21 protein-coding genes are annotated in these 25,107 nt (G+C 43.8%); 13 read left to right on the top strand and 8 right to left on the bottom strand.

What is annotated here, in order from left to right:
• Positions 1–19: 19 nt before the first annotated feature.
• The gene (locus tag N4J56_RS18355) at positions 20–361 is read left to right on the top strand and encodes a four helix bundle protein (protein ID WP_317107747.1); all 342 of its coding nucleotides are present in this window, start codon (positions 20–22) and stop codon (positions 359–361) included.
• A gap of 172 nt (positions 362–533) precedes the next feature.
• Here the strand turns inward: N4J56_RS18355 and N4J56_RS18350 are convergent, their stop codons facing one another.
• From N4J56_RS18350 to N4J56_RS18335, 4 genes are all read right to left on the bottom strand, one after another.
• Positions 534–1,670 carry an IS4 family transposase gene (locus N4J56_RS18350; RefSeq protein WP_410500401.1) on the bottom strand — a complete coding sequence of 379 codons (1,137 nt, stop codon included), beginning with the start codon at positions 1,668–1,670 and terminating at the stop codon, positions 534–536.
• A gap of 301 nt (positions 1,671–1,971) precedes the next feature.
• Complete coding sequence (locus N4J56_RS18345) at positions 1,972–5,628, bottom strand: PAS domain S-box protein (protein WP_317107746.1); 3,657 nt, start codon at positions 5,626–5,628, stop codon at positions 1,972–1,974.
• Complete coding sequence (locus N4J56_RS18340) at positions 5,629–6,060, bottom strand: response regulator (protein WP_317107745.1); 432 nt, start codon at positions 6,058–6,060, stop codon at positions 5,629–5,631.
• A gap of 218 nt (positions 6,061–6,278) precedes the next feature.
• Entirely contained in the window at positions 6,279–8,051 is a 1,773-nt protein-coding gene (locus N4J56_RS18335) for a PAS domain-containing protein (protein ID WP_317107744.1), read from the bottom strand.
• A gap of 675 nt (positions 8,052–8,726) precedes the next feature.
• Between N4J56_RS18335 and N4J56_RS18330 the strand changes: the two genes are divergently transcribed.
• Positions 8,727–9,473: a response regulator gene (locus N4J56_RS18330; protein WP_410500533.1), complete on the top strand. Its 747-nt coding sequence runs from the start codon at positions 8,727–8,729 to the stop codon at positions 9,471–9,473.
• 247 nt (positions 9,474–9,720) lie between these two features.
• Positions 9,721–10,152 carry a hypothetical protein gene (locus N4J56_RS18325; RefSeq protein WP_317107742.1) on the top strand — a complete coding sequence of 144 codons (432 nt, stop codon included), beginning with the start codon at positions 9,721–9,723 and terminating at the stop codon, positions 10,150–10,152.
• A gap of 22 nt (positions 10,153–10,174) precedes the next feature.
• Here N4J56_RS18325 and N4J56_RS18320 read toward each other — a convergent pair whose 3' ends face one another.
• Positions 10,175–10,600 carry a ketosteroid isomerase family protein gene (locus N4J56_RS18320; RefSeq protein WP_317107741.1) on the bottom strand — a complete coding sequence of 142 codons (426 nt, stop codon included), beginning with the start codon at positions 10,598–10,600 and terminating at the stop codon, positions 10,175–10,177.
• Positions 10,601–10,795: 195 nt separating this feature from the next.
• Here N4J56_RS18320 and queG point away from each other — a divergent pair, with 195 nt between their 5' ends.
• Both queG and N4J56_RS18310 read left to right on the top strand, forming a co-directional pair.
• Positions 10,796–11,755 (top strand): tRNA epoxyqueuosine(34) reductase QueG, encoded by a 960-nt coding sequence (gene queG / locus N4J56_RS18315; protein ID WP_317107740.1) that lies wholly within the window; start codon positions 10,796–10,798, stop codon positions 11,753–11,755.
• Positions 11,755–12,399 carry an HAD-IA family hydrolase gene (locus N4J56_RS18310; RefSeq protein WP_317107739.1) on the top strand — a complete coding sequence of 215 codons (645 nt, stop codon included), beginning with the start codon at positions 11,755–11,757 and terminating at the stop codon, positions 12,397–12,399. Before queG ends, N4J56_RS18310 begins: the two co-directional genes overlap by 1 nt.
• 113 nt (positions 12,400–12,512) lie before the next feature.
• Here the strand turns inward: N4J56_RS18310 and N4J56_RS18305 are convergent, their stop codons facing one another.
• Positions 12,513–14,141 carry a GAF domain-containing protein gene (locus tag N4J56_RS18305; RefSeq protein WP_317107738.1) on the bottom strand — a complete coding sequence of 543 codons (1,629 nt, stop codon included), beginning with the start codon at positions 14,139–14,141 and terminating at the stop codon, positions 12,513–12,515.
• A gap of 133 nt (positions 14,142–14,274) precedes the next feature.
• Here N4J56_RS18305 and N4J56_RS18300 point away from each other — a divergent pair, with 133 nt between their 5' ends.
• The 7 genes from N4J56_RS18300 to N4J56_RS18270 all read left to right on the top strand — a co-directional run bounded on the left by N4J56_RS18300 (position 14,275) and on the right by N4J56_RS18270 (position 21,910).
• On the top strand, positions 14,275–15,885 hold the full coding sequence (locus N4J56_RS18300) for a substrate-binding domain-containing protein (RefSeq protein WP_317107737.1): 1,611 nt from the start codon (positions 14,275–14,277) through the stop codon (positions 15,883–15,885).
• Positions 15,876–16,253, top strand: coding sequence for a substrate-binding domain-containing protein (locus N4J56_RS18295; RefSeq protein ID WP_317107736.1), 378 nt, complete (start codon positions 15,876–15,878; stop codon positions 16,251–16,253). The genes N4J56_RS18300 and N4J56_RS18295 overlap by 10 nt, the downstream gene beginning before the upstream one ends.
• A 575-nt stretch (positions 16,254–16,828) precedes the next feature.
• Positions 16,829–18,265, top strand: coding sequence for a tetratricopeptide repeat protein (locus N4J56_RS18290; protein WP_317107735.1), 1,437 nt, complete (start codon positions 16,829–16,831; stop codon positions 18,263–18,265).
• A gap of 351 nt (positions 18,266–18,616) precedes the next feature.
• Positions 18,617–20,188 (top strand): HEAT repeat domain-containing protein, encoded by a 1,572-nt coding sequence (locus N4J56_RS18285; RefSeq protein WP_317107734.1) that lies wholly within the window; start codon positions 18,617–18,619, stop codon positions 20,186–20,188.
• A 115-nt stretch (positions 20,189–20,303) separates the two neighbouring features.
• A complete protein-coding gene (locus N4J56_RS18280) occupies positions 20,304–20,873 on the top strand; it encodes a hypothetical protein (protein WP_317107733.1) in 570 nt (189 codons plus the stop codon).
• On the top strand, positions 20,873–21,259 hold the full coding sequence (locus tag N4J56_RS18275; protein ID WP_039717053.1) for a DUF2358 domain-containing protein: 387 nt from the start codon (positions 20,873–20,875) through the stop codon (positions 21,257–21,259). The genes N4J56_RS18280 and N4J56_RS18275 overlap by 1 nt, the downstream gene beginning before the upstream one ends.
• A gap of 66 nt (positions 21,260–21,325) precedes the next feature.
• Positions 21,326–21,910 (top strand): Uma2 family endonuclease, encoded by a 585-nt coding sequence (locus N4J56_RS18270; RefSeq protein ID WP_317107732.1) that lies wholly within the window; start codon positions 21,326–21,328, stop codon positions 21,908–21,910.
• A 22-nt stretch (positions 21,911–21,932) separates the two neighbouring features.
• Here N4J56_RS18270 and N4J56_RS18265 read toward each other — a convergent pair whose 3' ends face one another.
• Together N4J56_RS18265 and N4J56_RS18260 are read right to left on the bottom strand one after the other, a co-directional pair.
• Complete coding sequence (locus N4J56_RS18265) at positions 21,933–22,631, bottom strand: class I SAM-dependent methyltransferase (RefSeq protein ID WP_317107731.1); 699 nt, start codon at positions 22,629–22,631, stop codon at positions 21,933–21,935.
• A 45-nt stretch (positions 22,632–22,676) separates the two neighbouring features.
• Complete coding sequence (locus N4J56_RS18260) at positions 22,677–24,443, bottom strand: DUF3352 domain-containing protein (RefSeq protein WP_317107730.1); 1,767 nt, start codon at positions 24,441–24,443, stop codon at positions 22,677–22,679.
• 152 nt (positions 24,444–24,595) lie between these two features.
• Here N4J56_RS18260 and N4J56_RS18255 point away from each other — a divergent pair, with 152 nt between their 5' ends.
• A complete protein-coding gene (locus N4J56_RS18255; RefSeq protein WP_317107729.1) occupies positions 24,596–24,940 on the top strand; it encodes a rhodanese-like domain-containing protein in 345 nt (114 codons plus the stop codon).
• The last annotated feature ends 167 nt before the right edge of the window (positions 24,941–25,107 follow it).

Genomic DNA, 25,107 nt, shown 5'->3' with positions numbered 1-25,107 from the left:
GTGTATTTTTTGCTCAACAATGAGTATTAGTTCGTATCGCGACCTGAAAGTCTGGCAAGCCGGAGTTGCCGTTACAAAACAGGTATATATTTTGACAGAAAATTTTCCTAAATATGAAACTTACGGATTAAGCAGCCAAATACAACGTGCTGCTGTGTCAATTCCCTCAAATATCGCTGAGGGCTGGGCTAGAGATTCAACGCAAGAATTCTTGCGGTTCATCACTATTGCTCTTGGATCTTTAGCAGAGCTAGAAACTCAGTCAATTGTATCTAAAGAGTTAAATTACATTGACGAAGAAACTTTAGCAAAAATACTAACTCAAACTAATGAAATTCAGAATCCAATACGGTTCATTTAAGGCTACGCTGTGCTGAGGATAAAGAAAATAGGAGGATTGGTTCGGGAGGGGGTGGCTCGATGTCTTGGCTTTTTTGAGCGAAACTTGGATACAGGTTTTTTTACAACTCTGGGATTGGTACGAGAAACTCGTTCAGGTAACAGAGTGTCTAAAATCTCTACAGTTAACCAACTTAAAAAAAGGGGAGTTCTTGTGATTGCAAGCGTTGAAATTTCGGGATAGCACGACGAATAACTCGCAATGTCCCAGTGAAACTCAGACGCAAAGGAGTGATACCCGCGCTCTTTGCAGCTTGAAACATCAATAACCGCACAGCCCAGTGTCCTAACAACCACCCGTAAACTTCCTGCACAACTTCACGCGGTTTTTGAGAGCGAATATGAGTTTTTCGTCCTGATAAATGTACTTTGAGTTCATCAATAGTATTTTCTACTTCCCAGCGTTGATGATATTCAATCGCCAGTAGTTGAGCCGGAAATTTCTCCAATTCCAATAAGCTGGTAATTAAGCGATATCTTAGTTGTTCCTCTGGGTTGTCGGTATTACCAATTGTGTATTCAATCACTCGGACTTGTATGGGCTGGCAAGCTTTTGAGCGGAATTTAGCAGGTGGATAAATCCAACTCAGATAAGAACCATCCGCCAGTGGTTCTTCGCACAAAAACTTGACATTTGCGGGAATTCTTCCTAAATAATCGCTACCAGTTGTGACAGTTGCTTGCACCATTGCATAAGAATGTAACCCTCTGTCCCACATCAACAACATCCCTGAACTCACGGAGCGTAATAATCTTAATGCCCGCACTCGTTCTCCTATTCGATATGGACACATCAATGCATCAAAGATTAAATGTGTTCCTGCTTCTACCAAAATGACTAATCGCAGTTTGGGAAATGCGGCTTGTGTGCCAGGACGGCTGCTCGGACGACCAAAAACTCTCGCATTTTCATCGCTGTCTGGCAGATCGAAGCAAGTCCGATCAATTACCACAATTCGCAATCCATTGAGAAATGCTCCTTTGGTATCGGTGCTAGCCATTGGTCGCACCAGTTGATGGAACAATTGACTCATCACCCTTGGACTTAATCGTTGTCGGGCTTGCGTTATTGCTGATTTACAAAAAACTCGCCAGTATTTCCCCACTTTCACCCATGCTTCGCTCAGCCCATCAATTAAGTTTTTCAGCACATCTCTCATCGAATCTCGTGACCACAGACTCATCGCAATTACCAAACAAATTACCAATTGTGCTGGTAACGAGCGTTTACGTTGTTCACAAACTTTAGTTTTAGCGATCGCTTGCTCGATCTCCGTGGATGGGATGGCTGCCTCTATCGCTTTGAACACATCACTACTTTGTATCGTAGGAGACAACAATGAGAAATCCTTCAGATGCACTACACTCACTTTCCATTCTTGGGAACAATGCTTAATTTACAACACTTTGAGCCTTAACTGAACCGTAGTGATTCAGAAGATGCTCCGAGGTTTACAAAAATTCCTCAAAGCAAAATTATCTGGATCTACTACATAATCCCTCTATTCTCTACTCCCTCTTCCCTCTTCCCTCTTCCCTACTCCCTGCTCCCTGCTCCCTACTCCCTATTCCCTAGTCACTAGTCACTGTTTTAGGTAATTCAACGTGAAAAGTCGAACCTTTACCTAGTTGACTATCAACTGAAATTTTGCCTTGCATCATGTGGACTAGCGATTTGGTAATTGCTAAACCTAAGCCAGTTCCACCATGTTTTCGGGTTGTCGTTTGATCGACTTGACGAAATTCTTCAAAAATATGCTCTAGTTCCGATGTAGCAATACCAATACCAGTATCCTTGACACTCAGCATAAATTGCGTATTTGAAAGTTCGCAAGTTTTGATTTCTATACAACCAGATTCAGTAAATTTAATTGCATTAGAAAGTAAGTTGACTAATACTTGACGCAGGCGGTTGCTATCATTAACAATTGTCACATTTTCTGTTTGCAAATCGACACGTATAGGTAACTGCTTCTGCTCCGCTAGAGATCTAAGTTCATCAATAGTTGATGACACCAGACGATCTAAGCTAATTAATTCTAATTGCAGTTGTAGCCGACCTGATTCAATTTTAGATAGATCGAGAATATCGTTAATTAAAGCAAGGAGATGTTTGCCATTACTCAAAATGCGTTCGATCATGCCAGATTGAGTTCCAGACAGAGCCGCAGAACGCTGACGTAACAAAACTTGCGCAAAACCAATCACGGCATTCAAGGGCGTGCGTAGTTCGTGAGACATGGTAGCGAGAAACTGAGATTTCAGCCGTGCTGCTTCAATCAACTGGAGATTTTGCTGCTCGATCCGTTGTCTGGTTAACTCCAGTTCTCGATTTTGCTGAGCTAAAGTCAAATTTTGAGCAGCTAGCCGTTCTTCCCTTTCCTCTAAAGCCTCGATTAAGCGAGCATTCCCGATCGCGATCGCCGCCTGTTCTCCTACCGCTGCCATTAAATTTTGGTCTTCGGGGTCAAAGGCATCGAGATTTTGCCAATTTCCCACCACCAATACGCCCAAACGCCCCCCATTCACCGAAGCGATCGGCACTGCATACAAAGAACTAGGAGCGAGGAGCGAGGAGTTAGGAGTGAGGGAATTTTGGATGACTCCTTGTCTCCCTTGTCTCCCTTGTCCCCCTTGTCCCCCAAATTCTTCTTCCCTCACTCCTCGCTCCTCGCTCCTCGCTCCTCTCATCAACTGCGCTTCCCCAGTCTCAAATACTTGCCTCAAGACTCCCAGATCGGGATCGAAAATTTCGGTTAAGAGCAATCTTTCCTTGCCAATACCCGCTGTGGCAGAAGTCTCTAATTCGTCATTCGCAGAATTGTAAGTGGCGATCGCGGCAAAATCTGCATCGGGGATTCCATCACAGACAGCTCCGACGATAACGTGTAGTAGCTCGGATACGTCGGTTAAGCGTTGGTTGAGCAGGTTGCCAATCCGCTGCAAGACGCGCAGTTGTTGCTGCTGTTCGCCCAAAATTACGATCGCCTGACGCAGATTTTCACCAATTTCATTAGCCTCTTGGTAAAGCCGTCCGTTATCTACTGCTAACCCAGCCCGACGACCGAGATCCTCGGCAAATATCAAGTCGGCATTAGTATAGACTCGCTGTGACTCAGCTGCCACAAAACTAATTGCTCCGAGCGTCCTACCGCGCGCTTGAATTGGGACGCACAGAGCCGATTTCATCTGAATTTGGCGCAAACTTTGCAAATGGTCGCGATCGCGGGCGAGATTTTGGAGTAAGTTATCGTCAATCTCTGGGTATAAAACTGACTCCCCGGTATGGATAACCTGGGCTACGCCCAACGTGCTATTTGGGCTAACAGGATAGTGACAAGCTAAAGCTTCTAGCCACCGTACCTGAGATAATGCGGAATGAGCCACGCTCACTTGCCGGATCGAGCCGTCTGCTTCGAGAATGTGAATGCTACACCAATCTGCTAGCTGCGGTACGATCGATTGAGCTAGGTTATTCAAAATAGTTTGATAGTCCAGAGAAGCAGCCAGAATGTTGCTAGCTTCAACTAAAAATCGTTCTTGTTCTTCAATTCGCTTGCGCTCGGTAATATCAACAAATGCCCCTATACTGCCTCGGCATTGACCTTGTTCGTCAAATAAAGGTGCGGCGTTGCCAAGTAATTTGACTGGGGGCGTACCTTCTTTTATTACTAAGTCTAACTCTACATCTAACACTGGTTTACCGCTGCTTGCCGCTTGTTGCATGGGTAACTCGGAAGCAGGAATTTCTTGACTTTGACGAAAGACTTTGTATGCCGGTCGTTCGTCTAATGGTGCGCTTTTAGAAGCGTTAGCATTTGGTGATAGCCCCATGAGCTTTGCCATCGCTGAGTTGACGCGAATATACTGGCATTTCGGATCTTGGGCGATCGCAATTCCCAGGGGAATCACGTCGAGTAGCGTTTCCAATTCATTGACTCGTCGCGCCAAATTTCGGTTGAGGTTGATAATTTCAGCTTCCGAACGTTTGCGATCGCTCAAATCGACAGTAAAACAAATTGCCGTGTCGGGTGACTGCTCTACAACTGCCGCACCTAATAGTACTGGCACTCGGGTTCCGTCTTTACGGATATACTCTTTTTCATAATAATTAAAACTACCAACCGTTCGCAGTTGTTCGATCACAAGTCGATTCTGCTCGGCATATTCTGGTGGTGTCATTTTTTGCCAGTGCAACTTTCCCGCCTTTAAGTCCTGCTGAGTGTAACCCACCATTTGTAAAAAAGCTTGATTCGCCTCAAGAATTTCCCCACTCAACTTCGTTAATATCACACCTACGATATTTGTCTCTGCCAAGCGCTGGAACCGAGATTCGCTAGCCTTAAGGGCAGCATCCAACCTTCTACTCTCCGTGATGTCGCTCACAATTCCCGACATCCGGTACGGATAGCCTTGAAGATCTCGTTGAGCTTTTCCCCTAGCCACGCAATGACGATACTCCCCAGAGGAGTGAAGAATCCGAAACTCAGCTTCGCATTTTTGTCCGTGTAGCAGGTGATTTCTGACTACGGTTTTGATCTCGGGTAAATCTTCTGGATGAATTAAATCTAATAGCGCGGTGGGGGTGTGAGTAAATTCTGCCCGCTCGACACCAATAATTTCTAATAACCGATCGTTACAATAAACTTCATCGGTGGTGCAGTACCAATCCCATACCCCGTCATTAGCAGCTTCTAGTACTAATCGATAGCGTTCCTCGCTTTCCCTTAACCGATTGTTTGCCTCTTGAGCTGCCAATTCTGCTTTATGCAGGCGGATAGCATTGCGGAGAGTTTGGCTTAGTCCCTCTACCGACAGTTTAGATTTCGACAAATAGTCATATGCCCCCGCTTTCATTAACTGGACGGCGATTTGCTCATCTCCCTGTCCTGTCAATACCACCAAAGGAACGGTAAAGCCCAAACAGCGAATTTGTTGCACTAAACTCAACCCATCGCCATCGGGCAAGAGATAATCTAAAAATACGCAGTCAAACTGCTGCTCTTGCAACTGGGCGATCGCCTCAGCACAGCCATTTGCTTCTGACAAATCCATCTTCACCCCAGCAGTGACTAGCGCTCGCCTCACTGCCATGCGATCGACTTCATCATCATCTACAACTAGAATTTTGACTGGTTCTTCCATAAGAATTAGGAGTCGGGAGTCGGGAGTCGGAAGTCGGCAGTGGTATATACCCTGCTCCCTGCTCCCTGCTAAGTGCTCCCTCATTTAAGGCATTTCACTTAAAGTCCAATAATTATTCAGCGTTGCCATGACTTGGACAAAGTTATCGAACGTGACTGGTTTGAGAATATACCCAGCGACATTCAGGTTGTAAGCCTCAACTTTATCTCTGTCTTCGTTATATGTCGTCAACATAACGACAGGGATCTGCTTGAGATTGGCATCACCTCGCAATTCTCGTAAAAATTCAATTCCATTCATTCTGGGCATGTTTAAATCTAATAAAATTAATCGCCGCTCTTGCGGGATTGGCGATGGTTCGCCTTCACTTCCTCGCAAGATTGACAATGCTTCTATCCCATCACTAGCTGTGTAGAGTGAATTGGTAATGTTATTTTTCTTAAACGCTCTTTTTACGTTCATGACATCCACTTCGTCATCCTCGACAAGCAGAATATGAATCATTTTGTCTGTCATTATGAAGTTTTATATATTCCATCTTGACTAAAATTGGAGCCTATACACCTCAATCTTTGGAGGGGTTAGGAGTGAGGAGCAAGAGGCGAGGGAAGAAGAATTTGAGTGAGAGACAAAGAGGAAAGAGAGCTGGGGAAGCTGGGGGAGAATTACAATTCCATCATCCGCGCATCCAAAATCTAAAATTCCCTCACCCCTCACTCCTCGCTCCTCACTCCTCACTTCTTCCAAGTAAAATAAAAAGCTGCTCCTTGTCCTGGCTGTGATTTTAGCCAAATAGTACCTCCTTGTTGTTCGACAATTTTTTTGACGATCGCTAAGCCGATTCCCGTGCTTTCGATTGTGTCACGGGGCGACAGAGTTTGGAAGATACCAAATACCTTGTCGTGATATTCGGGCGCAATTCCCTCCCCGTCATCGGCTACGACAAATTCATAATTTGAGGCATACTCTTGCACGGAAATACTGACCTTGCCATCCTGCCTGGGGTGGTATTTAATGGCGTTGCTAATTAAGTTAGTAAAGACTTGTTGTAAAGGCAATTTTTCAGTCACGATTGTCGGCATGGGTGCAATTTCAATTGAGAACGTTTCAGGTGGAGAGAGGGAGTCAACGACCTCTGCTAACAAATCTCCTACAGAAACTTCAGATTTTGGCGTGTCCATCCGTCCGACGCGGGAATATTGCAGCAATCCATTAATTAAGGCTTCCATGCGATGGACGCGCCCCCGTAGTAGGTTCATTTGGTGACGCGTGTCTGCTGTCAGTTTGTCTAATAGATCTTCTTCAATCCATTCTGATAAATTGGCGATCGCTCTCAATGGTGCTTTGAGATCGTGAGAAGCAACGTAAGCAAACTGATCCAATTCTTGATTGCGCTTTTCTAACGTCACGTTGGTTTGCGCTAGCACGGTTGTGAGATAAGTTAATTCCTCTGCCCGCGTTTTGAGTGCGTCTTCCGAAACTTTGCGATCGCTAATATCCAAACAGCAGCCAATATATCCGGCAAAACTCCCGTCGGGGGTAAACCGAGGACTGCCTTTTTCAAAGATCCAACGGTACTTACCATCCGCCCGTCGCAGGCGAAATTCTTGCGTGAACTCTTGCCGACTGTGAAAAGCTGATAAATAAGTTTCCACGCAACGAGAGACATCTTGAGGGTGTACTGCTTCCGTCCAGCCTTCACCTAATTCCTGTTTTAAGCTGCGTCCGGTAAAATTTAACCAAGACTGATTGGCAAACTCCCACAAACTGTCAATCCCAGCCATCCAGATCATCACGGGTGCGCTGTCTGCCATCGTGCGAAATCGAGCTTCGCTTTCCCGCAATTCTGCTTCTGTTTGCTTGGCTGTGGTGATATCAAACATCAATCCCCGCAGTTGAGATTTTCCCTCGCGATCGCGGGCAAAGTGCAGGCGATCGCGCAGCCACACCACGCGCCCGTCTGCGGCTATGCAACGGTATTCCAAACTACAATCGCGACCTAGCTTTTCCTGGTGGTAAGATTGTACTACCCTTGCCCGATCTTCAGGGTGAATGAGATTCTGCCAAAAGTTCGGCTGCTGTAGCCATTGCTCCACAGGGTAGCCTAAAATTTCTGCTGCACTTTGACTGACGAAGGTAAATCGCGCCGTTGCTGGATCGTATTCCCAAACAATCGTGTCTTCCAGCCCGTTGACTAAATCTTGAAATCTCTGTTGTACGGCTTCTAGTTGTGCTGTTTTTATTGGTGTCTTTGCCGATTCCGGCTCGGTCGATTTTACTTCGGTTCGATCGATACAAGTGACTTGCCGATCCGGTACGTCACTCGCTTCTGGGATAACTTGTTCTTGCCACCAATAATAGTTTCCATCTGCTGCCAAAACTCTGTAGGAGACAGTGTAAGCCTGCTGGCAAGCGATTGCTTGCTGCCGCTGCTGGTAATAGCGATCGCGATCTTCAGGATGGATGGTCTGCCAAAGTTCCCCAGGAACTGTTTCTATTTGGCTCATTTAGTTTTTGACTGTATTAGCAACTTTATTTTTATGCTAGAGAAAATTTTATGACACTGTTCGATTAATAAAATTTATCCAACCAGTATCTCAGCTAAAATATTAACTTACTAGAGTGGTATGGAAGGGTAAAAACCAAATATTAGAATTTCCGAAAACTCCTTTTGCATAAGTCTTTCTGGTAGTTTGTAATAAAAATTGTCGCCTTTTATGCCAAAAAAAAAAATCTACAACTATTATCGAATTAAGTTTTATTATAAGTTTAAGCTAAGATACCTCAAATTTAAAAAAATTTAAAACACGAGGATAGCCAAAAGTTCTCTCTTGAGGGGGATGAAAAAACCTGGGTAAAAGTATTAAAGCCATAAGTAGAGGTTTTTGCAGGATAGCAAAAGATTGTCTAGGCAATGATGGAGCATGAAAGCTGATGAGGATGGCAATGTAAATAAAAGTACTAAGATTGAATTGTTGAACAAAGCTAGAGTTAAAAACTTACTTGATATAGCACTCCTACAAGAGTTTATGGAATGGCTAGAGCAGTGAGTAAGGGCTGCGTCTACCTCGCTTTGAATCCCACTTGACTTTCAGTTGTAGGACATGCAGCCAAAGCATCATCTGTCATTTAGTACCAAACCAATGACAAATGACCAATGACAAATGAACAATGTAAAAAACATGAGTAAAATTCGCGTTGCTTTAATTGAAGACCACGACCTCACTCGCGTCGGGATCAGAACAGCACTACAACAGCGGCAAGAACTTGAAGTGGTAGGCGAAGCTGCCAACGCTAGCGAGGGTTTGCAGTTATTGCAGACAGTCCATCCCGATATTGCGATCGTGGATATCGGTTTACCTGATAAAGATGGCATTGAACTAACTAGGGAGATTAAGGCAGCCGCAAGCGAGGGAGAAGGATTCACTACCAAAGTTTTGATCTTGACTTTGCGAGACAATCGAGAAGCAGTGTTAGCTGCTTTTGCGGCGGGGGCTGATTCTTATTGCATGAAGGATATTAGTTTCGATAACTTACTAGAAGCATTGCGCGTCACCCACAGCGGTAATGCTTGGATCGATCCCGCGATCGCCCGCATTGTTTTACAGCAAGTCAAACCCGCACCTGCCGAAGTTCCTGCTGCTGTAGTCGCCGAAGTTAGTAAAGAAGACAAAGACAGCAAAACTGTTGCTATCCATGCAGCTGATGAAGACTACGACCAAATGTTAGCTGCTTACCCCCTCACCGAAAGGGAATTAGAGGTATTGCAACTAATTGTAGAAGGTTGTAGTAATGCTGTAATTGCGGAAAAACTATACATTACCGTTGGTACGGTAAAAACCCACGTCCGCAACATCCTGAACAAACTCTGCGCCGATGACCGCACCCAAGCCGCAGTCCGCGCCCTGAGATCTGGGCTAGTTGGCTAGGTTTTTGTAGAGGCGCGATATATCGCGCCTCTCCAGAGAAATATTTAAAAAAGTTCGACTTAATAGTAAGTATTACTATAAATTTTGTTAAGTTAGGTTTATCAATCGGTAGTGAATGTCTAATAGTGGGGTAAAGGGTTGCATAACAAGGTCAAAAGAGGCAAGTGCTAAGTTTGAGTTTTTCCTCTGATGGCAAGCTATGCGATCGCTTGAAATTGGGCGTAAGATTCAGAACCTAGATATACCCATGACACAGTTATTTGCTTTGTCTTTGCGCTACCGTCTTGATGATGAACTACCCTGGTTGGAAGCAATCGATCCTAGCCGTCACTACTGGATTGCTGTTAATGGCGATCGCAGCGCGATCGTAGCAATTCCGGGGCTAACAGTCTCCTCATTTGACGAGTTCAAGCAAGCAATTCGGCAATTTAGAGCCTTGCAAGCAGGGGAACAAATGTCTGTAGCACGGGCAGCCAGTACTTGTACTATTTACTGCATCAGTTCTAACTGTTATGCCATCTCCGCAATGGTGAATGGCGCTGCTGTATGGCACTTATTCGATTATGAAACTTTAGAGAGTCTGCTAATGACTGCATATCCAGACTGGCAATGCAGTCCTAAAGATATCGAAATGGGTCGCCAACTCCTAGCAAAATCTTTTCAGCAAGTGTTGGCTTAAAGTACCTAAGACTTACAACTTCCTATCGCTTCAAACTCAACAACTCCTGCGGTGAGGCTAAGAGTTTGATTTTTGTGGCAGCAATTTCTTGCTGAGAATTGAGTAAAAAGAACCAAGAAACGTTTACCCCAAACAGAGGGGTTTGCACTTTCCCCACGACTTGCACTTCCAAATCGCCATTTTCCACACTTTGGGAAATTCCTCGCTCTGGCTCTAACTTCATTCCCTGAGCTTCCCGCTGCAAGAAAGTAGCGATCGCCTCTCGTCCCAAAATTCCTTCTTCAAAAGGAGGATACATCACTCCGTCTGTAGCGAATAAATTTGCACAAGCTTGATAATTTTCTGTATTTAAAGTGTCAAAGTAACGAATAATGGTAGATTCTGTAATTCCTGCTATTTGTTGTACCGTATCCTGTGGCGATCGCGTTGATGCTTCCATGCGATTCATTAATCCCTCTCGACAAAAACAGCTTGCTCTTAACGCCCACGATCGCATATAAGAGCAGGTCAAAACCTGCCCCTATAGAAGGATTCTAGAATTTGTCATTCGCGATTCGTCATCAGTCATTTGGGTGTAATATCCGAATGACACATAACGAGTGACCAGATATCAAATTAGCCGCCAGCCACTCGCCAATGACAAATGACTAACTTAACCAGCGACCAAATCAAACAAAAAGCCTTAGAATTAGGGTTTCACAAAGTCGGCATTGCCGCAGTGGAAGCAGTAGGAACTGCGGAGCGGCAGAGGTTGCAAGCTTGGTTGCAACTGGGATATCAAGCAGACATGGCATGGATGGCAAACCCCAAGCGCGAGGATATTCGTTTAGTCATGCCAGAAGTGCGATCGCTAATTTGCGTGGCGCTCAACTATTACACTCCTCACCAGCATTCTACAGATCCAACAAATGCAAAAATTTCTCGTTATGGTTGGGGTAGAGATTATCACAAGGTATTGCATAAAAAGCTCAAAGCCTTGAGTCAGTGGTTGCGATCGCAAGTAGCAGATATCCAAACGCGGTTCTATGCTGATACGGGTCCAATTCAAGATAAAGCGTGGGCGCAACAGGCAGGTATCGGTTGGATCGCTAAAAATGGTAATGTGATTACACGAGAATATGGTTCTTGGGTATTTTTGGGTGAAGTGCTGACTGACTTAGTTTTGACCCCAGATCGACCCCATACGCAACATTGCGGTAATTGTACTCGCTGCATAGAGGCATGTCCCACACAAGCAATTACGCAGCCTTTTGTCGTCGATGCCAATCGCTGCATTGCTTATCATACAATCGAAAATCGTGCCGAACAGTTACCTGAAGCGATCGCTTCCCGTCTTGATGGTTGGGTAGCTGGTTGCGATATTTGTCAAGATGTTTGTCCTTGGAACCAGCGTTTTGCGCGCACGACAGATATTAACGAATTCCATCCTTATGCACACAATCTCGCACCAAAACTCACAGAACTAGCAACAATAGAAGACGGCGAGTGGGATCGGCGCTTTACAGGTTCAGCCTTGCGGCGGATCAAACCCGAAATGCTGAGAAGGAACGCCCGTGCTAATCTTGAATCGTCGGCTACGATTGTTTATTCCGATTCACTGTAATGACCATTAAGGTGATATTTTTTGATTTTGACGGTACTATTGCCGATACACTTCACTCCATTGTCGGTATTACTAATCGCTTAGCTGTAGAATTCGGACATAAACCTATCAGCACCGCAGAAATTGCTCAGATTAAAAACCTGAGTTCGCGTCAAATTATCAAACAATCAGGAATTTCAATTCTCAAATTTCCCCTGTTAGTTGCTAAAGTCAAATCAGAGTTGAATGCAGAAATTTCTAAAATTCAACCTTTTCCCGAGATTAAAGAAAATCTACTCGAATTGAGAAAACGAGTCGATAAAGTCGGCATCCTGAGTTCTAACTCTAAAGATAATATTTTTGCTTTTTTGGAACTCAATGATATGGATTATTTATTCGATTTTATTTATACAGAAGCCGCTCTCTTCAGTAAAAGTAGAGTCATCAAAAAGATTTTGAAGCAAGAGAAGATTGCACCGTCAGAGAGTGTCTATGTCGGAGATGAAACCAGAGACATAGAAGCAGCAAAAAGAAGTAAAGTCACTGCGATCGCCGTTAGTTGGGGTTTCAACTCCGCCGCAGCCCTGGAACAATATCAGCCCGATTTTCTCATCCACCAGCCAGCAGAACTGATCGCGGCGATCGATAAATTAAATACTAGTTGATGGTTGGTGGTAATGGGTAATGGGTAATGGGTAATTGGTAGTTGGTTCTCCCTTGCTCCTCTACTCCCTACTCCCTACTCCCTGCTCCCTACTCCCTACTCCCTGATAACTGCCTACTCCTCGTCTGTTTCCATATCTTCCATCAGGCTGACTCGATCGATCGCAAATCCTAATTGCGTCGCTAACTGAACAAATAAGTCAATTTCTTCCTGTTGCCAATTTCTCGGTTCGGAACAGTGATGGGCAATTAACAATCCCAGTAATTCATTGTTTTTCAAGATTGGTGCTACCAAATTAGCTTTAACTGCAAACTGCTCTAATAATCGGCGATAGCAGTCTTCAACTCGTCCCTCTTGGTAAATATCATCAATGACTGTGACATGACCTTGCTTGTATATTTCGGCATACTTTTCTCTCATGCAAGGATCGTCAATTCTCACTCTTAAAGTTTGGGGCCAGCCTGGGGCAACAGACTCTGCCACGACAATGCCATCCCAATTACTAGAATCTAGACCGTAAACGATGACGCGATCGGTTTTGATTGCACGTCTGACTTCTTTCACAGCAGTTTTCAGTAGCTCTTCTAAAAATTGAGCTTGCTGAATTCGCAAAGTAATTTCCGTGAGTAAATCGGCACGTTCGGCATCGGCTTCCTGCTTTTCTAAAAATGCAACTTGTTCGGATGCTATTCCTACCTGTTTTGCCAAATGGGAGAATAACTCAACTTCATGAGGCAGCCAAACTCTAGGTTCAGAACATTGATTAACAATCAATAAACCAAATAGTTGACCGTTTTTGGTAATTGGCGCTACCATCTGCGCTTTGATCGCAAACTGTTCTAACAATTTAATATGACAATCGGTCAGTTCTCCCCCATAAATATCGTGAGTCACGCAAATTCGACCATTGATATACTTGTCTACGCCCTCGTTCGACTCAGAAAAATACGTGTCGGTAATTTTAATCTTTAAGCAGGAAGGTAAGCCAGGTAAAACAGATTCAGCGACAACATTACCACTCCAGTCAGGATTAAATTGATACACAAAAACTCGATCGGCGCTGAGAGCGCGGCGTATTTCTTTTGTAGCGGTTTTTAATAACTCATTGAGATATTGTGCTTGTCGAAACTTGAGCGAAATTTCTGTCGCTATTTTAGCTGACTCAATCGTGGCAATTTGTTGATGGTTAACATCCACCTTTTCCAGTGCCGCACTATTGAGAATTGCTAGCGGAGAGTAAGAGTCATCCGGTTCTAATTTCGGCTTGTCATCTGCATCGACAACAGATTTTGCTGGACGCATGGCACGATTGGCAAAAAAAGCAGTCAACAAACCAATTAGTAGCAGCGATGCGACAACAGTTTCGATTAAAAGAGTCACTGGCAGCTGAGTGGGAGAATCAGCCAGGTCTGGATTGTCCACGCGGGCTTCAGCTTGGGCATTAAACTGCGGGACTACGCGATCGTCAGCTTGCGCAAGGATTTTGTCAGTCAAAACTGGCAAAATCCCAACAGCAATAATTAACGCTACGAGCTTGGTTCTAAAACTGCTTTTTTGCCACCAAAGGCGATGTTTGGGAAGCTGAGTTGCTGGGTCTGGATTATTCCGGCAAGATGGCGGATAATTGTCTCTAGAGTTGTGAATTTTTATACTGCTAAAATTATTATCCTGTATACATTTAGAGGTAGTGGTACGGCTACTGGTGGAATACTGCTCGGCAAGATGGGAAGGAATTTGACTCATGTGCGCTCGCTTGGCTAATACTCTGAAAACTACTGCCGAAAAACTTTCACATTTAGCATATTGAGGTCATTTTTAAATTTTTGCAATACTTTTCAACATAGGTAGCCGCATTTAGCTTTTTAAATTTAGACATATGTACTTACTTCTCGGTCAACTTGTTTATACCAGCTTTGCCGGCAAAGGATTCAAAACTGTTTGCAGTCCGCAGGTTTCGCCAGAAATTCAGCAAGCTTTCTTGCAACATGTAGTTTCCCAACATTGGGATTCTTACAATCCTCCAGAACCCAAATATCGTGCGGCTTACATATATCAAATCGACTCAGAGCAAACTTTGTTTGGCTGGTTATACAACGATGGCGTGGATGAGCTAGGACGCGGCAACGTACCATATTTCATTTGTTATTACATTTCAGAACCACTGTTTGATTTTCAACTAGCAAATATATTTACTTGTTTGGAGCGAGGACCAGTAACAATCTTAGATCGACATCAGCCTCGCGCATATATAAAAACCAAGGTTTTATCGAATTTGTGGGACTACCAACCAGCAAAAGCAGGGGTGTCAACTCCTCTATACCTGCGACAGCAAAGCTATAGAGACTTGCGCCAAGGAAATTTGTTGGAGCTATTTGTGCCGATTAACGCACAGGAAAGTGCCGTCGATTTCCCAGAAAGAACTTACGAGCAGCAAATGGCGAATCTCTCGATTTATACTAGTTATGCAATTGATGGCTTAGAGCTTGAACCGGGGCAAGTTCTCGCAGCAGATGCTGCGACTATTGCAGTCGATCCGATCGCCTCTAAGAGTCAGTCAAAACCTAAGTTACCGTTGTATCAGTTCTACAAACAAACATTAGGAAAAGATCGAGAGTCAGAAAGTTTGATTCAGAAGGGTTCGACAAATTTATTATCTAAATACAAAAAAAATTCGACTGCCAGCCGCGATCGCCACTCTATGTCAGCAAATTCTAACTCCGGTCGCTTGGCATTAGCAGGAAATAACTTCTCTCCAGTCGATTTGAAGCCGTTGGCATTAGGACAAACAGTTGATAATAATGCCGAACGCCTGACTTGGGGTTATAAAAACTCTCAACTTTGGCTCAAAGTTGGCATTTTAGCAAGTGCGGTAGCGCTCGGGTTTTCGCTATACGGTCTGCTCCATTCGGGTATGTCTAGTACCGATTCGCGAGTCTACGTAGCATCGCAAGTCAAGCGCGATCGAAACTACAAAGCCTTGGCAGCAGTTCCTAACGTCCCTTCAGGTACGTTTCGATATGGTGGCTCTACCACTTTTGCGCCACTGCGATCGCCCACAACTGTCGCGACGATTGCCCAAGCTCAGCCACAATTTAAACTACTCTACACCGATCCTTATAAAAACAGACATGGCTCTACCGTAGGCATCCAAATGTTGCTAACAGGTAAACTCAGTTTCGCACAATCTTCTCGCCCGATTCGAGCGGCAGAATTAAGACAAGCCCAACGACTCGGTTTTACTTTAGAACAAATTCCCGTTGCGATTGATGGCATTGCTCTATATGCCAATCCTCAAGTTGCCGTTACTGGGTTAACGCTGTCCCAAGTTAAAGATATTTTCACTGGGAAGATCGTTAACTGGAAACAACTCGGTGGTTCCGATTTACCGATCGTACCCATTAGCCGCGATCCTCAAGTCAGCGGTACTGCTGATTTTCTGCAAAAAAAGTTCTGGCAGAAGAAAATTTTGGCTCCAACGTGCGATTAGTTAACACGACAACCGATGCTATTCGTATCGTCGCCAAAACTCCAGGCGGAATCAGCTACGCTACTGCCTCAGAAGCAGTTCGCCAACAGAGCATAGATCCTATTTCTTTAGCAACCATCTCTCCCTTGCCACCGGCTGCTAGTAACGGTGGCTTTGTTTCTCCTTTCGATCTGCAACGCAAAAATGTCGCTAATACTACAGCTTTTGCTAACGGTACTTATCCCTTAACTCGTCGCCTTTACATCATCGTCAAGCGAGATGGCAGCGTTGACGAACGCGCTGGGATTGCCTACACAAATTTATTGTTTTCTGAAGAAGGACAGCAACTCGTGGAGCAAGCCGGTTTTGCCCCTTTGCGCCTACGCTGAGATTTGACCTTCTAAATACTCGCAAAAGTGAAAAAAATCTATTTTTTTACGTCTGGAGATTTCTTTTATCAGATAAACTTTTTTATCTAAATATATTAGCTTTTACGAATTGTCTAGCCTGCCTCTAATGCTCAATGAAGACTCTAAGTTTTTTCTTTAAAACAGTGGACTGGCTGATGACTTGCCACTATGCTCGAAAGAGAGGGTTTGTCAGCCTAATAACCGCCAACAACTGTTTTATTCAAATGCAAGACATTATAAAAACACACGGCTGCGAACTTCACGGAGTTGCTACGCCTCGTTCAACTAGAACGCGCTATATGCAATCTCTTTAGAGTCTAAATGTGCGTTTTTAGGAGCAGCATCAGAATTGCAGGTAGATCGATCGCATTTGTATTTATTCTACTGTCGCAGCAAAATCAAGTGTAATCCTTGGAGTTATTTGCTAGCGATGCAGTGAATAGTGATGTATGGTATTTAACTTTCAGGAATAATAACTTAGTGCTATGCTGCTGCTAATCAATCTCACGTAACAAATCAGCTAATGTTACAAAAACTCTAGATCCAAAAAAACTATGTCAGTGAAACTTCGCAAGCAGCATCTAACCGTGTTCCCTCAAAACTTACCAAAAAATATAACATTTAATCTTTTAAGCATCGGGCAAAGAGGCGTAGGAAAAACGGTTTTCCTCGTCGGTAGCTATACGGAGCTACAGACTGAAAATTCCAAAAAGCAACCGCACAAATTATGGTTTGAATGCCAAGACAACCAGGTAAAGGAAAACGTAGATAAAATTCTTAAATATATAGACCAGACCGATCAGTATCCACCACCGACGATGAAAGTCGTCAACTTCAGCTTTAACCTAAAACGACAAAGCTTGTGGGGTGAAAAAACAGTATGCCATTTCCGCTGGAATGATATCCCTGGAGAAATCTGCGACGTTCACAACTCTGATTTTCGCGAACTCGTGTTTAACTCGCATGGCTGCTGTGTGTTTATTGATGCCTATGCTCTCAGGCACAGCGATGCTTACATTCAAGTATTGGAAAATATCTTTGAGCAAGTCATGGCATTGACGAGTTTGGTTTATCTCAATGGATTAAATTATCCATTAGCTATAGTGCTAACTAAGTACGATCTATTAGAATCTAATGCAGCAACTCAAAAAGTCATCAAAAATAAATTAGAACCTTTAATCGCTCATCTTAATAACGTCAAAGCTCGCTACGAGATTTTTCATTCCTCTATACCTCTAGTGCGAGAAAACAACGCAGTAACTCTCAAACCCAAAGGAATAGCCATCGCTTTTCTTTGGTTAGTGTGGGAGTTAAACAAAATACATAGCTCCAGTGCAGATAGTCAGCTTTTGGGATTAATTCATCGCATTATTCCTGGCGATGCAAACGCTCGCTCGAAGAATCCTAACGGAGTCATGCAATCTCTATTCGATTCTAACCGCAAACCGAGTACTCAAAGCGATCGCCACTCCTCTATTAGAGAGAAAATGGGGTCGAAACTCGGGTGGTTCCTCGGCATTGGTTTAGTTGGAATAGCTCTATTGTCCCTACTCGGTTACCAACGGTCTACTTCACAGATTCGCACGGGTGAAGCATTGTACGATGTTGAAGCTTTACAACAAGCTGGAAAACTAGATAAAGCGATCGCTTCGTTAGAACAACTAGTACAAAACAATCCCGATAATATAGATTTACGTTTGCGTTTAGCAGAGCAATACGAGCTAACAGGTAATGCTGCTGGTGCGGAAAAAACTTACGACCAAATTTTGGCAAGACAAAGCAATAACCTTAAAGCTTTAGTACGCAAAGCCGTGCTGCGTCAAATTCATAAAGATAGTCAAGGTGCGGCTCAGTTATTTGAGCAAGCAGAAGCAGCGGCTCCAGATGCTCTGAAACCGCAAATTCGCACCTTAGCCAAAAAAACCTTAAATTCTTCTCAAGAAAATCAGAAGTTGAAAGGAGCGAAAACCACAGAACTCAAGAGCGATTGATAGGTTTTATACTCCAGATAATTGCGGCTAGCCCTCAAATCTTCTCTGTCCGTATAGGGGATGTAGCTTTTAGGCTGCTCAAAATTTGTAGTTCGATTGGCAACTTGCCTCTAGCCTCTTTTTGATGAGTGTTGCGTTCAGAGAAGTTCTTCCATTAAAAAAGTCTTTACTAGAAGTGAATTGGCTGTATAATAATTTACAACGCTATCAAGATCGTTTGGATAATATGCAGTTGTCAGAGAAAAAACGTTACAGTCTTGATGCGCGCACTACTAGTAAAAGCTAGCTTAACAACCAACAGCCGATCGGCAATTTATAGGTTGAATGCTAGCAGATTTACCGAAATAATGTATGAAGAAAAGCCGCAAGTTGCAATTAATAATTCTGTGGTTACCTATATCTAGTTTTTGCTTCTGTTTCAATTTCTTTTCAATCGATATAGTAAGAGCAGAAGCATGTTCCAATAGTGAAATTAATTCTTATATAACAAAACTAGGCAACACTAATGAATGGATATTCACTGTAGCAGCGCTGAAAAAGTGTGGCGATCGCGCAGTAAAAGCATTGAGTCAAGAATTACAGCAAAAGGACGAAAGTATTAGAATTAATGCGGTTGCTGCCTTGGGAAGTATGGGGGCGGCGGCGCACTCGGCAATTCCGGCTCTGAGCGTTACAGCTTTAGCAGATAAAAGTTCCGTAGTACGTTCTAGTGCAGCATACGCGCTTGGTAGTATGGGAGTAGCAGCAGAAAGTGCCGTCCCCGCGCTCACAGTTGCACTACAAGATGAAGATAGATCGGTGCGATCGATGGTTGTATCTGCAATTGGTAGCATGGGAGCAGCAGCAGAAAGTGCCGTTCCCGCACTGAGCCAGACGCTCCGCGATCCCGATCGCACGGTGCGATCGAATACTATCTATGCTTGGGCTAAAATTGCAACTGGCTGGCAGCAAAAAGCTGCAACGCTTTCCCATCTCCAATTAGAACAAAACATTCGCGAATTGGAAGCGGCGCTGAAAATTATTGAAACCAGTCAAGAGTTATTTCCAGAAGCAGAGGTAGCGCTCTTACGTCAGTCATCGCAAATACTCAAATCGCATCGATACCCCAACGGGAGCGAGATCGCGCTGAAATTGCTCTTACAGTATCGATGGCTACCCATTGGCATAGTATATATTGCCGCGCTGACATCATTTTGGTCGCTACTCCTCTGGCAGCGTCCGCTGTGGATTTTGGGTATCAACAATGCATTACAACGATACTCTAGCATTGGGTTACCTGGTTTTTCCGGCAGAATGAAATTGCCAATTAACTGGTTAGTTTTAGTTGGTTTTTTCCACTATCATCCCAGAGTGCTGAATGCTTGGTTTGCTACCCAAACGCTCGATCCTCAGACACAGCAGGCACTCACTCAATCTAATTCTGCAAGCAAACCTACTGATGTGCCGTTGTTAGAAGCAGACAGCGTGCAAAAATATGCCAAAGCGATCGCCTGGGAATGTATCAAGCAGACATTTCAGCCAGCCGCAGTCAAACGCGAACAATTACTCAGTGAGATTGGGGCGATCGCCGGATACGATACAGCTAAAATTTACCTAGAACATTTAGAACAGAATCTCGGTTTGCTGCAAGCGATCGGTAAGGCACAAGATAAAGTGCGCTTTACTCACGATCTGTTAGCAGAATATCTGGCTAGCCAATATCTCGTAGAATTATGCTGTGACAATGAAAACAACTGGCGTAAGTTTTTGGCGCGAGTAGACACCGTTCCCGATTGCGTGGCGATGAAGAGATTTTTATTATCTGTACGAGACTGCTGCATGGCTTTACAGGCAACAGTAAAAGTTCCTAGCTTTGTGACTGAAGAACTGAGTCAACGTGCTGGCATCGCTCAAAAATCACCGTCACAGATCCAGGCTGTATGAGCTAGTGGAAATTGGTAATGGACTGACAACTTTGTAGAGACGTTACATGTAACGTCTCTACACTGACAACTGATTCGCTAAACTACTCGTATAAGGACGATAGTATTAGCAATTCATGACACCCGAAGAAATTGCCAACACCCTAACAGATTTATTTCATTCTGCACCCGTACAAGCGATCGCTCCTGGTTCCTGGCAAATCGAAACACCGGAATTTCGCCTATTAGTTCTGCTATCAGACGATCGCTCTTGGCTGCGAGTATTATTACCAATTTTATCGGCGCAGGCAGCTCAACCGTTTTTGGAACAGTTACTCGAAGCTAACTTTGACGACACTCAGGAAGTGCGCTATGCCTTACATCAAGGAGTCGTGTGGGGAGTCTTTCAGCACAGTCGTGAAAGTTTGAGTACGACAGATTTTACCGATGCGATCGCGCGCTTAATTTCCTTAAATCAAGCGGGGTTAACAAATGCATTTAGCCAATTGGTAGAAACGAAACTACGGCAAATCGTCATAGCGCAAAAGCAGCAAGGACAATCTCTAGAAGCTACCCTGCAAAATCTGAGCAGAATGTACGACGAGGGATTGCTAGGCGACTTACAACAAGGAGCGGAGTCGCGGGAGCAAGTCATGGCAGCATGGAAATATCAGTTAGAAAGGTTGTGGTTGGAAGTAGAACCATAATGGATATTATTCAAATCCTCCGGCAAGACTACCAAAGATTCCCAGACAACCAGACATACAGCATCTATGCTTCAGATGTCTTTTTCCAAGATCCCCTCAACCGTTTTCGTGGTGTCGAGCGATACAAACAGATGATTAATTTCATCAACACCTGGTTTATTGCGGTCAAGATGGATTTACATGATATTCGCCAAGAAGGGGATACCATCAAGACAGAGTGGACGTTGAGTTGGAATACTCCCCTCCCCTGGAAACCTCGCATTGCTATTCCTGGCTGGAGTGAGTTACACCTCAATCCCCAAGGATTAATTGATTCCCATATCGATTACTGGAACTGTTCGCGATTAGATGTCGTAAAGCAACATTTTGGTAGTGGGAAGGGGTGATGGGGATGTCATTTGTCATTTGTCATTTGTTAGTTGTCAGCTACTAATGGAAGCGGAGTAACCCTGATGATTGCTAGTCCACAATTACAATGGATATCGCCGCAAGAGTATTTAGAATGGGAACCCATGCAACAACTGCGCCACGAGTATATCGACGGCGAAGTTTTTGCCATGACTGGAGGAACAAAACCCCATAATCGCATTGCTTTAAACTTAGTCACTGCTTTAGATAGCCATCTGGCTCAAAGCAGTTGCGAAGTGTATATTTCAGACGTGAAAGTACAAGTTGCTACTGCTAATAGTTATTATTATCCAGATGTTGTTGTTACCTGCGATCCGAGAGATCGGGAATCTAATTCAATCATTCAACATCCTTGCCTAATTGTCGAAGTTCTTTCCCCTTCTACAGAAGCATACGATCGCGGTGGTAAGTTTGCTCGATATCGTCAGTTAGAAACTTTGCAAGAATACATTTTAATTGATTCCGAGCAAATCGGTGTAGATTGTTTTCGTCGCAACGAACAAGGTTTGTGGGTGCTTTATCCTTATGCGACAGAAGATACGATAACTTTGGCAAGTGTGGGGTTATCTATACCTGTAGCTGCACTTTATCGCCAAGTCAAATTTGAGACGAACAAAGCTGAGAGTTAGATCACGATCGCATTTTGCACTTTCATCTTTTCCGACAGATATATTCAGTCATAGTTGGTGAAAAGTAATTCGATTCAAATTCAAATCCAACACGATCCAGCATTCCTTCTATAATCCAAGCAAAAGTGCTGTACTCTTCCCGAACGTGCGTTTCAAAATCACCGATTGTAAAACCTTCGCCAAAGGGTTTTGCTACTCTTTGAATCCATCGTTCGATTTGAGATTGATACTCATCGGGAGGAAAAGAGAAGATAACATCTCTTATATACAAAACACCTCCATGTGTGAGCATAGCAGCTATGCGTGATAATGCTACTTGTTTCCAAAAATCAGGTAGGTGGTGTAAAGCTGCTTTCGTGACAACAAAGTCTACAGGCGCGGCTTGATGTTCGTAGCTTAAGAAACCTGCGTGATGAAATTGAATATTCTCAGCTTTAGCTTCAATAGCTTTTTCTTGAGCATAAGCCAACATTGCTTTCGATACATCTACCGCATAAACATCAGCACCCGCCAATGCTGCTTGAATGGCAAAAGTTCCCGTACCTGCACCCAAATCGATAACTGTATGTCTGCGAGAAATACCCAATTGCGCTACAAGCGATCGCTCTGCTGCTACTGTAGAAGACGTTTGATTGCGATCGAAAGCTGCGACTTCTGCGGGATCTTCAAAATCAACGCCAACTTGTTGTAAGTCATTGTAGTGCCAAGTAGGAATCTGCATAGTTCTTTTGCCTCAGTAATTCCTTGCTGCAAACAAGATAAGACATTAATTCGAGCCTAAGCGCAAAACAATACTACCCTGAAGCACATCAGTGCGATCGCCATAACTACTAGCAGTAATCGATTGTGTTTTGTCAAAAAATGGTTTTGCTGCCACTTCTAATAATTTAACTAAAGGGAATTGACGCTCTAAAATTTCTCGACTTCTAGGTAAATTCAAATATAAATAACCCTGATTCGGCTGAGGAATAGCTTTTATGGCAGATTGAAACTGAGAACTTTTCAATAAAGAATCGGTTTTTGCTGCTTTTAAAGCTGCATCCATTGCTGCAACTGAAGACGTGAAAATTTCGTATTTATCTATGCTGGTATAAACACCTTGAACTTTAGCTTTAAGAGTGAGTAACGAGCGATCGCCTAACTCAGATGCACTAGATGAAACTGGATTTATCTGCATCCAAGCATAGATTTTTTGCTCGTTAGAAAATAGAGGTGTAATGCTCAAACCTCGATTTTCAGCAATTACATTAAAGCGCTCGATCGCTAAATCTGTCTCTTCAGACTTCTCGGCAACAAAAATCCAGTCAGCAGTCGGATTGGTATCTTTTTGGGGTAGCATTCCTAAAGCATATTCCCCTACCACCCAGCTAAAAATATCTTGCGAAATATCTATACCCCAGCTATCTTGTAATTTAGCTAATGGTTGAGCGATCGAGCGCGAAATCGCATCATTACTAGAACCAGATAGGACAGTTGTAATTTGTCTCCATAACTGATTTAAATTAGTATTTTGTAAATGGCTTAAATCTAAACCCGCGATCGCTAAATTGGCTGTTGTAGGTAAATATTGTAATGCTTGCACGGGTTCAGATAGCATCTTGCCAGCAGGAGCAAGTTCTGTCCGATCGGCAGCAGCAATTGAGGTTTCTGCGACAATTCCTTGCGGATTCAATTTTAAGGCAATAATTTGACTGTCATAAATTTGCTCTTGCGGTTCTTTCCCTAACCAAGTTGTCACTTGAGGCAAATTGAGGAAAATTATGCCAATTCGCTCGGCAGGTAATAAACTTAATGCGTGTTGATATTGAGCAGAATCGTTCAAACTCAGATCGGGTGCTTGGACGTTATTAATTGCCTCTCGCAATACTTTAGGATGGTTGGCAAATAAAATAAAGCGATCGCCCACTGCTGCGCCGACTAATTTCGGGAACCCGTACGGGCGGGTTTCCAAACCCGCCCGTACAGGAGTCGGGAGTCGAGAATTGGAAGATTCGCTGTCGGAGAAAATATTAACACCTTGATAAGTTTCTGAAACTAAATCTCTACCCGCGATCGCCCGTTGGGAAAATAATAATTGTAAAAATTCTCTACTTTTAGCCGGATTTCTACTAGTTAATACCATTAAATATCCTGGCTGATTGCCATTTGTCGCATCGCGATCGATATCTGGACTCGTCAAAGCCAAAGTAACTTCTTCCCCCAACCAAGGTTGAATATCTTGGCGATAGTCGAGACTGCTACTAGCTAGTAAACTAGACTTAAAGCGTTCTAGTTCCTGACGCGACTGCCTGCGATCGCTCGGACGCGCTGCCAATTGTCGCAAAGACTCTAGTTTTTCTGGATTGACTAGCAAAGATACCATTGCAGGTGCTTGCTTAGGCACAAATATCGCTGCTGCTGGTGTATTTGTCGTACCACCTCGTAGTAAGCTGAGAGGACTTTGGCTATTAATCCAATAAAAACCGCCAACGCCAATTAGTAGCAGCACCACCACAACAGTTGCTATGGCAGAAAAAAATAAGCTTCGCTTCATGATAATTTACGAATGTCTGGCTAATTGTCATCGGTCATTTGTCATTGGTCATTTGTAAGTCAGTGCGATCTAATGACAACTTTGTACAGACGTTACATGTAACCTCTGTACACTGACAACTGATATCTGTCCCTAACCCACAGCCCCTCATTATGAATCCTTTTAGCCAAATTAGTGTAGAAGAACTGGCTCAGATGTTAAGTTCTGATGCTAGAGAGCAACTGCAATTGATCGACGTGCGCGAACCCAATGAAGTCGCGATCGCTCATATTGACGGGTTTGAAGTTCTACCCTTGAGCCAATTTGCTGATTGGGCTGATTCTATCCCCGCACGCTTCGATCCTCAAGCAGAAACCATAGTCATGTGCCACCACGGTATTCGTTCGGCTCAAATGTGCCAGTGGTTGAGCCGTCAAGGTTTTACAAATCTTAGAAATTTAGCAGGGGGAATTGATGCTTACTCCACTGCGATCGATCCATCTGTTCCTAGATACTAGGACAGTTATCAGGGAGCAGGGAGCAGGGAGCAGAGGGGCGGAGGGGCAGAGGAGCAACAACTGTCTTCACGCAGTGTAGCGTAGCGTTTACTGTCAACCATCAACCGTCAAACCCTTCACTACTCACTGTTCTCCGTTCCCATCCCCAACGGCGTTCAGTAATAATT

It is taken from the genome of Chroococcidiopsis sp. SAG 2025 (assembly GCF_032860985.1).
Classification (GTDB): domain Bacteria; phylum Cyanobacteriota; class Cyanobacteriia; order Cyanobacteriales; family Chroococcidiopsidaceae; genus Chroococcidiopsis.
Note: the sequence above shows the minus strand (reverse complement) of the source record. Positions and strands in the feature narration are given on the sequence as shown.

What these genes read in the sequence shown, in the direction of transcription:
- N4J56_RS18355 (WP_317107747.1), top strand. Translation starts at nt 20, where the DNA reads ATGAGTATTAGTTCGTATCGCGACCTGAAAGTCTGGCAAGCCGGAGTT.
- N4J56_RS18345 (WP_317107746.1), bottom strand. Translation starts at nt 5,628, where the DNA reads ATGAGGGAGCACTTAGCAGGGAGCAGGGAGCAGGGTATATACCACTGC.
- N4J56_RS18340 (WP_317107745.1), bottom strand. Translation starts at nt 6,060, where the DNA reads ATGACAGACAAAATGATTCATATTCTGCTTGTCGAGGATGACGAAGTG.
- N4J56_RS18335 (WP_317107744.1), bottom strand. Translation starts at nt 8,051, where the DNA reads ATGAGCCAAATAGAAACAGTTCCTGGGGAACTTTGGCAGACCATCCAT.
- N4J56_RS18330 (WP_410500533.1), top strand. Translation starts at nt 8,727, where the DNA reads ATGAGTAAAATTCGCGTTGCTTTAATTGAAGACCACGACCTCACTCGC.
- N4J56_RS18325 (WP_317107742.1), top strand. Translation starts at nt 9,721, where the DNA reads ATGACACAGTTATTTGCTTTGTCTTTGCGCTACCGTCTTGATGATGAA.
- N4J56_RS18320 (WP_317107741.1), bottom strand. Translation starts at nt 10,600, where the DNA reads ATGAATCGCATGGAAGCATCAACGCGATCGCCACAGGATACGGTACAA.
- queG (WP_317107740.1), top strand. Translation starts at nt 10,796, where the DNA reads ATGACTAACTTAACCAGCGACCAAATCAAACAAAAAGCCTTAGAATTA.
- N4J56_RS18310 (WP_317107739.1), top strand. Translation starts at nt 11,755, where the DNA reads ATGACCATTAAGGTGATATTTTTTGATTTTGACGGTACTATTGCCGAT.
- N4J56_RS18305 (WP_317107738.1), bottom strand. Translation starts at nt 14,141, where the DNA reads ATGAGTCAAATTCCTTCCCATCTTGCCGAGCAGTATTCCACCAGTAGC.
- N4J56_RS18300 (WP_317107737.1), top strand. Translation starts at nt 14,275, where the DNA reads ATGTACTTACTTCTCGGTCAACTTGTTTATACCAGCTTTGCCGGCAAA.
- N4J56_RS18290 (WP_317107735.1), top strand. Translation starts at nt 16,829, where the DNA reads ATGTCAGTGAAACTTCGCAAGCAGCATCTAACCGTGTTCCCTCAAAAC.
- N4J56_RS18285 (WP_317107734.1), top strand. Translation starts at nt 18,617, where the DNA reads ATGAAGAAAAGCCGCAAGTTGCAATTAATAATTCTGTGGTTACCTATA.
- N4J56_RS18280 (WP_317107733.1), top strand. Translation starts at nt 20,304, where the DNA reads ATGACACCCGAAGAAATTGCCAACACCCTAACAGATTTATTTCATTCT.
- N4J56_RS18275 (WP_039717053.1), top strand. Translation starts at nt 20,873, where the DNA reads ATGGATATTATTCAAATCCTCCGGCAAGACTACCAAAGATTCCCAGAC.
- N4J56_RS18270 (WP_317107732.1), top strand. Translation starts at nt 21,326, where the DNA reads ATGATTGCTAGTCCACAATTACAATGGATATCGCCGCAAGAGTATTTA.
- N4J56_RS18265 (WP_317107731.1), bottom strand. Translation starts at nt 22,631, where the DNA reads ATGCAGATTCCTACTTGGCACTACAATGACTTACAACAAGTTGGCGTT.
- N4J56_RS18260 (WP_317107730.1), bottom strand. Translation starts at nt 24,443, where the DNA reads ATGAAGCGAAGCTTATTTTTTTCTGCCATAGCAACTGTTGTGGTGGTG.
- N4J56_RS18255 (WP_317107729.1), top strand. Translation starts at nt 24,596, where the DNA reads ATGAATCCTTTTAGCCAAATTAGTGTAGAAGAACTGGCTCAGATGTTA.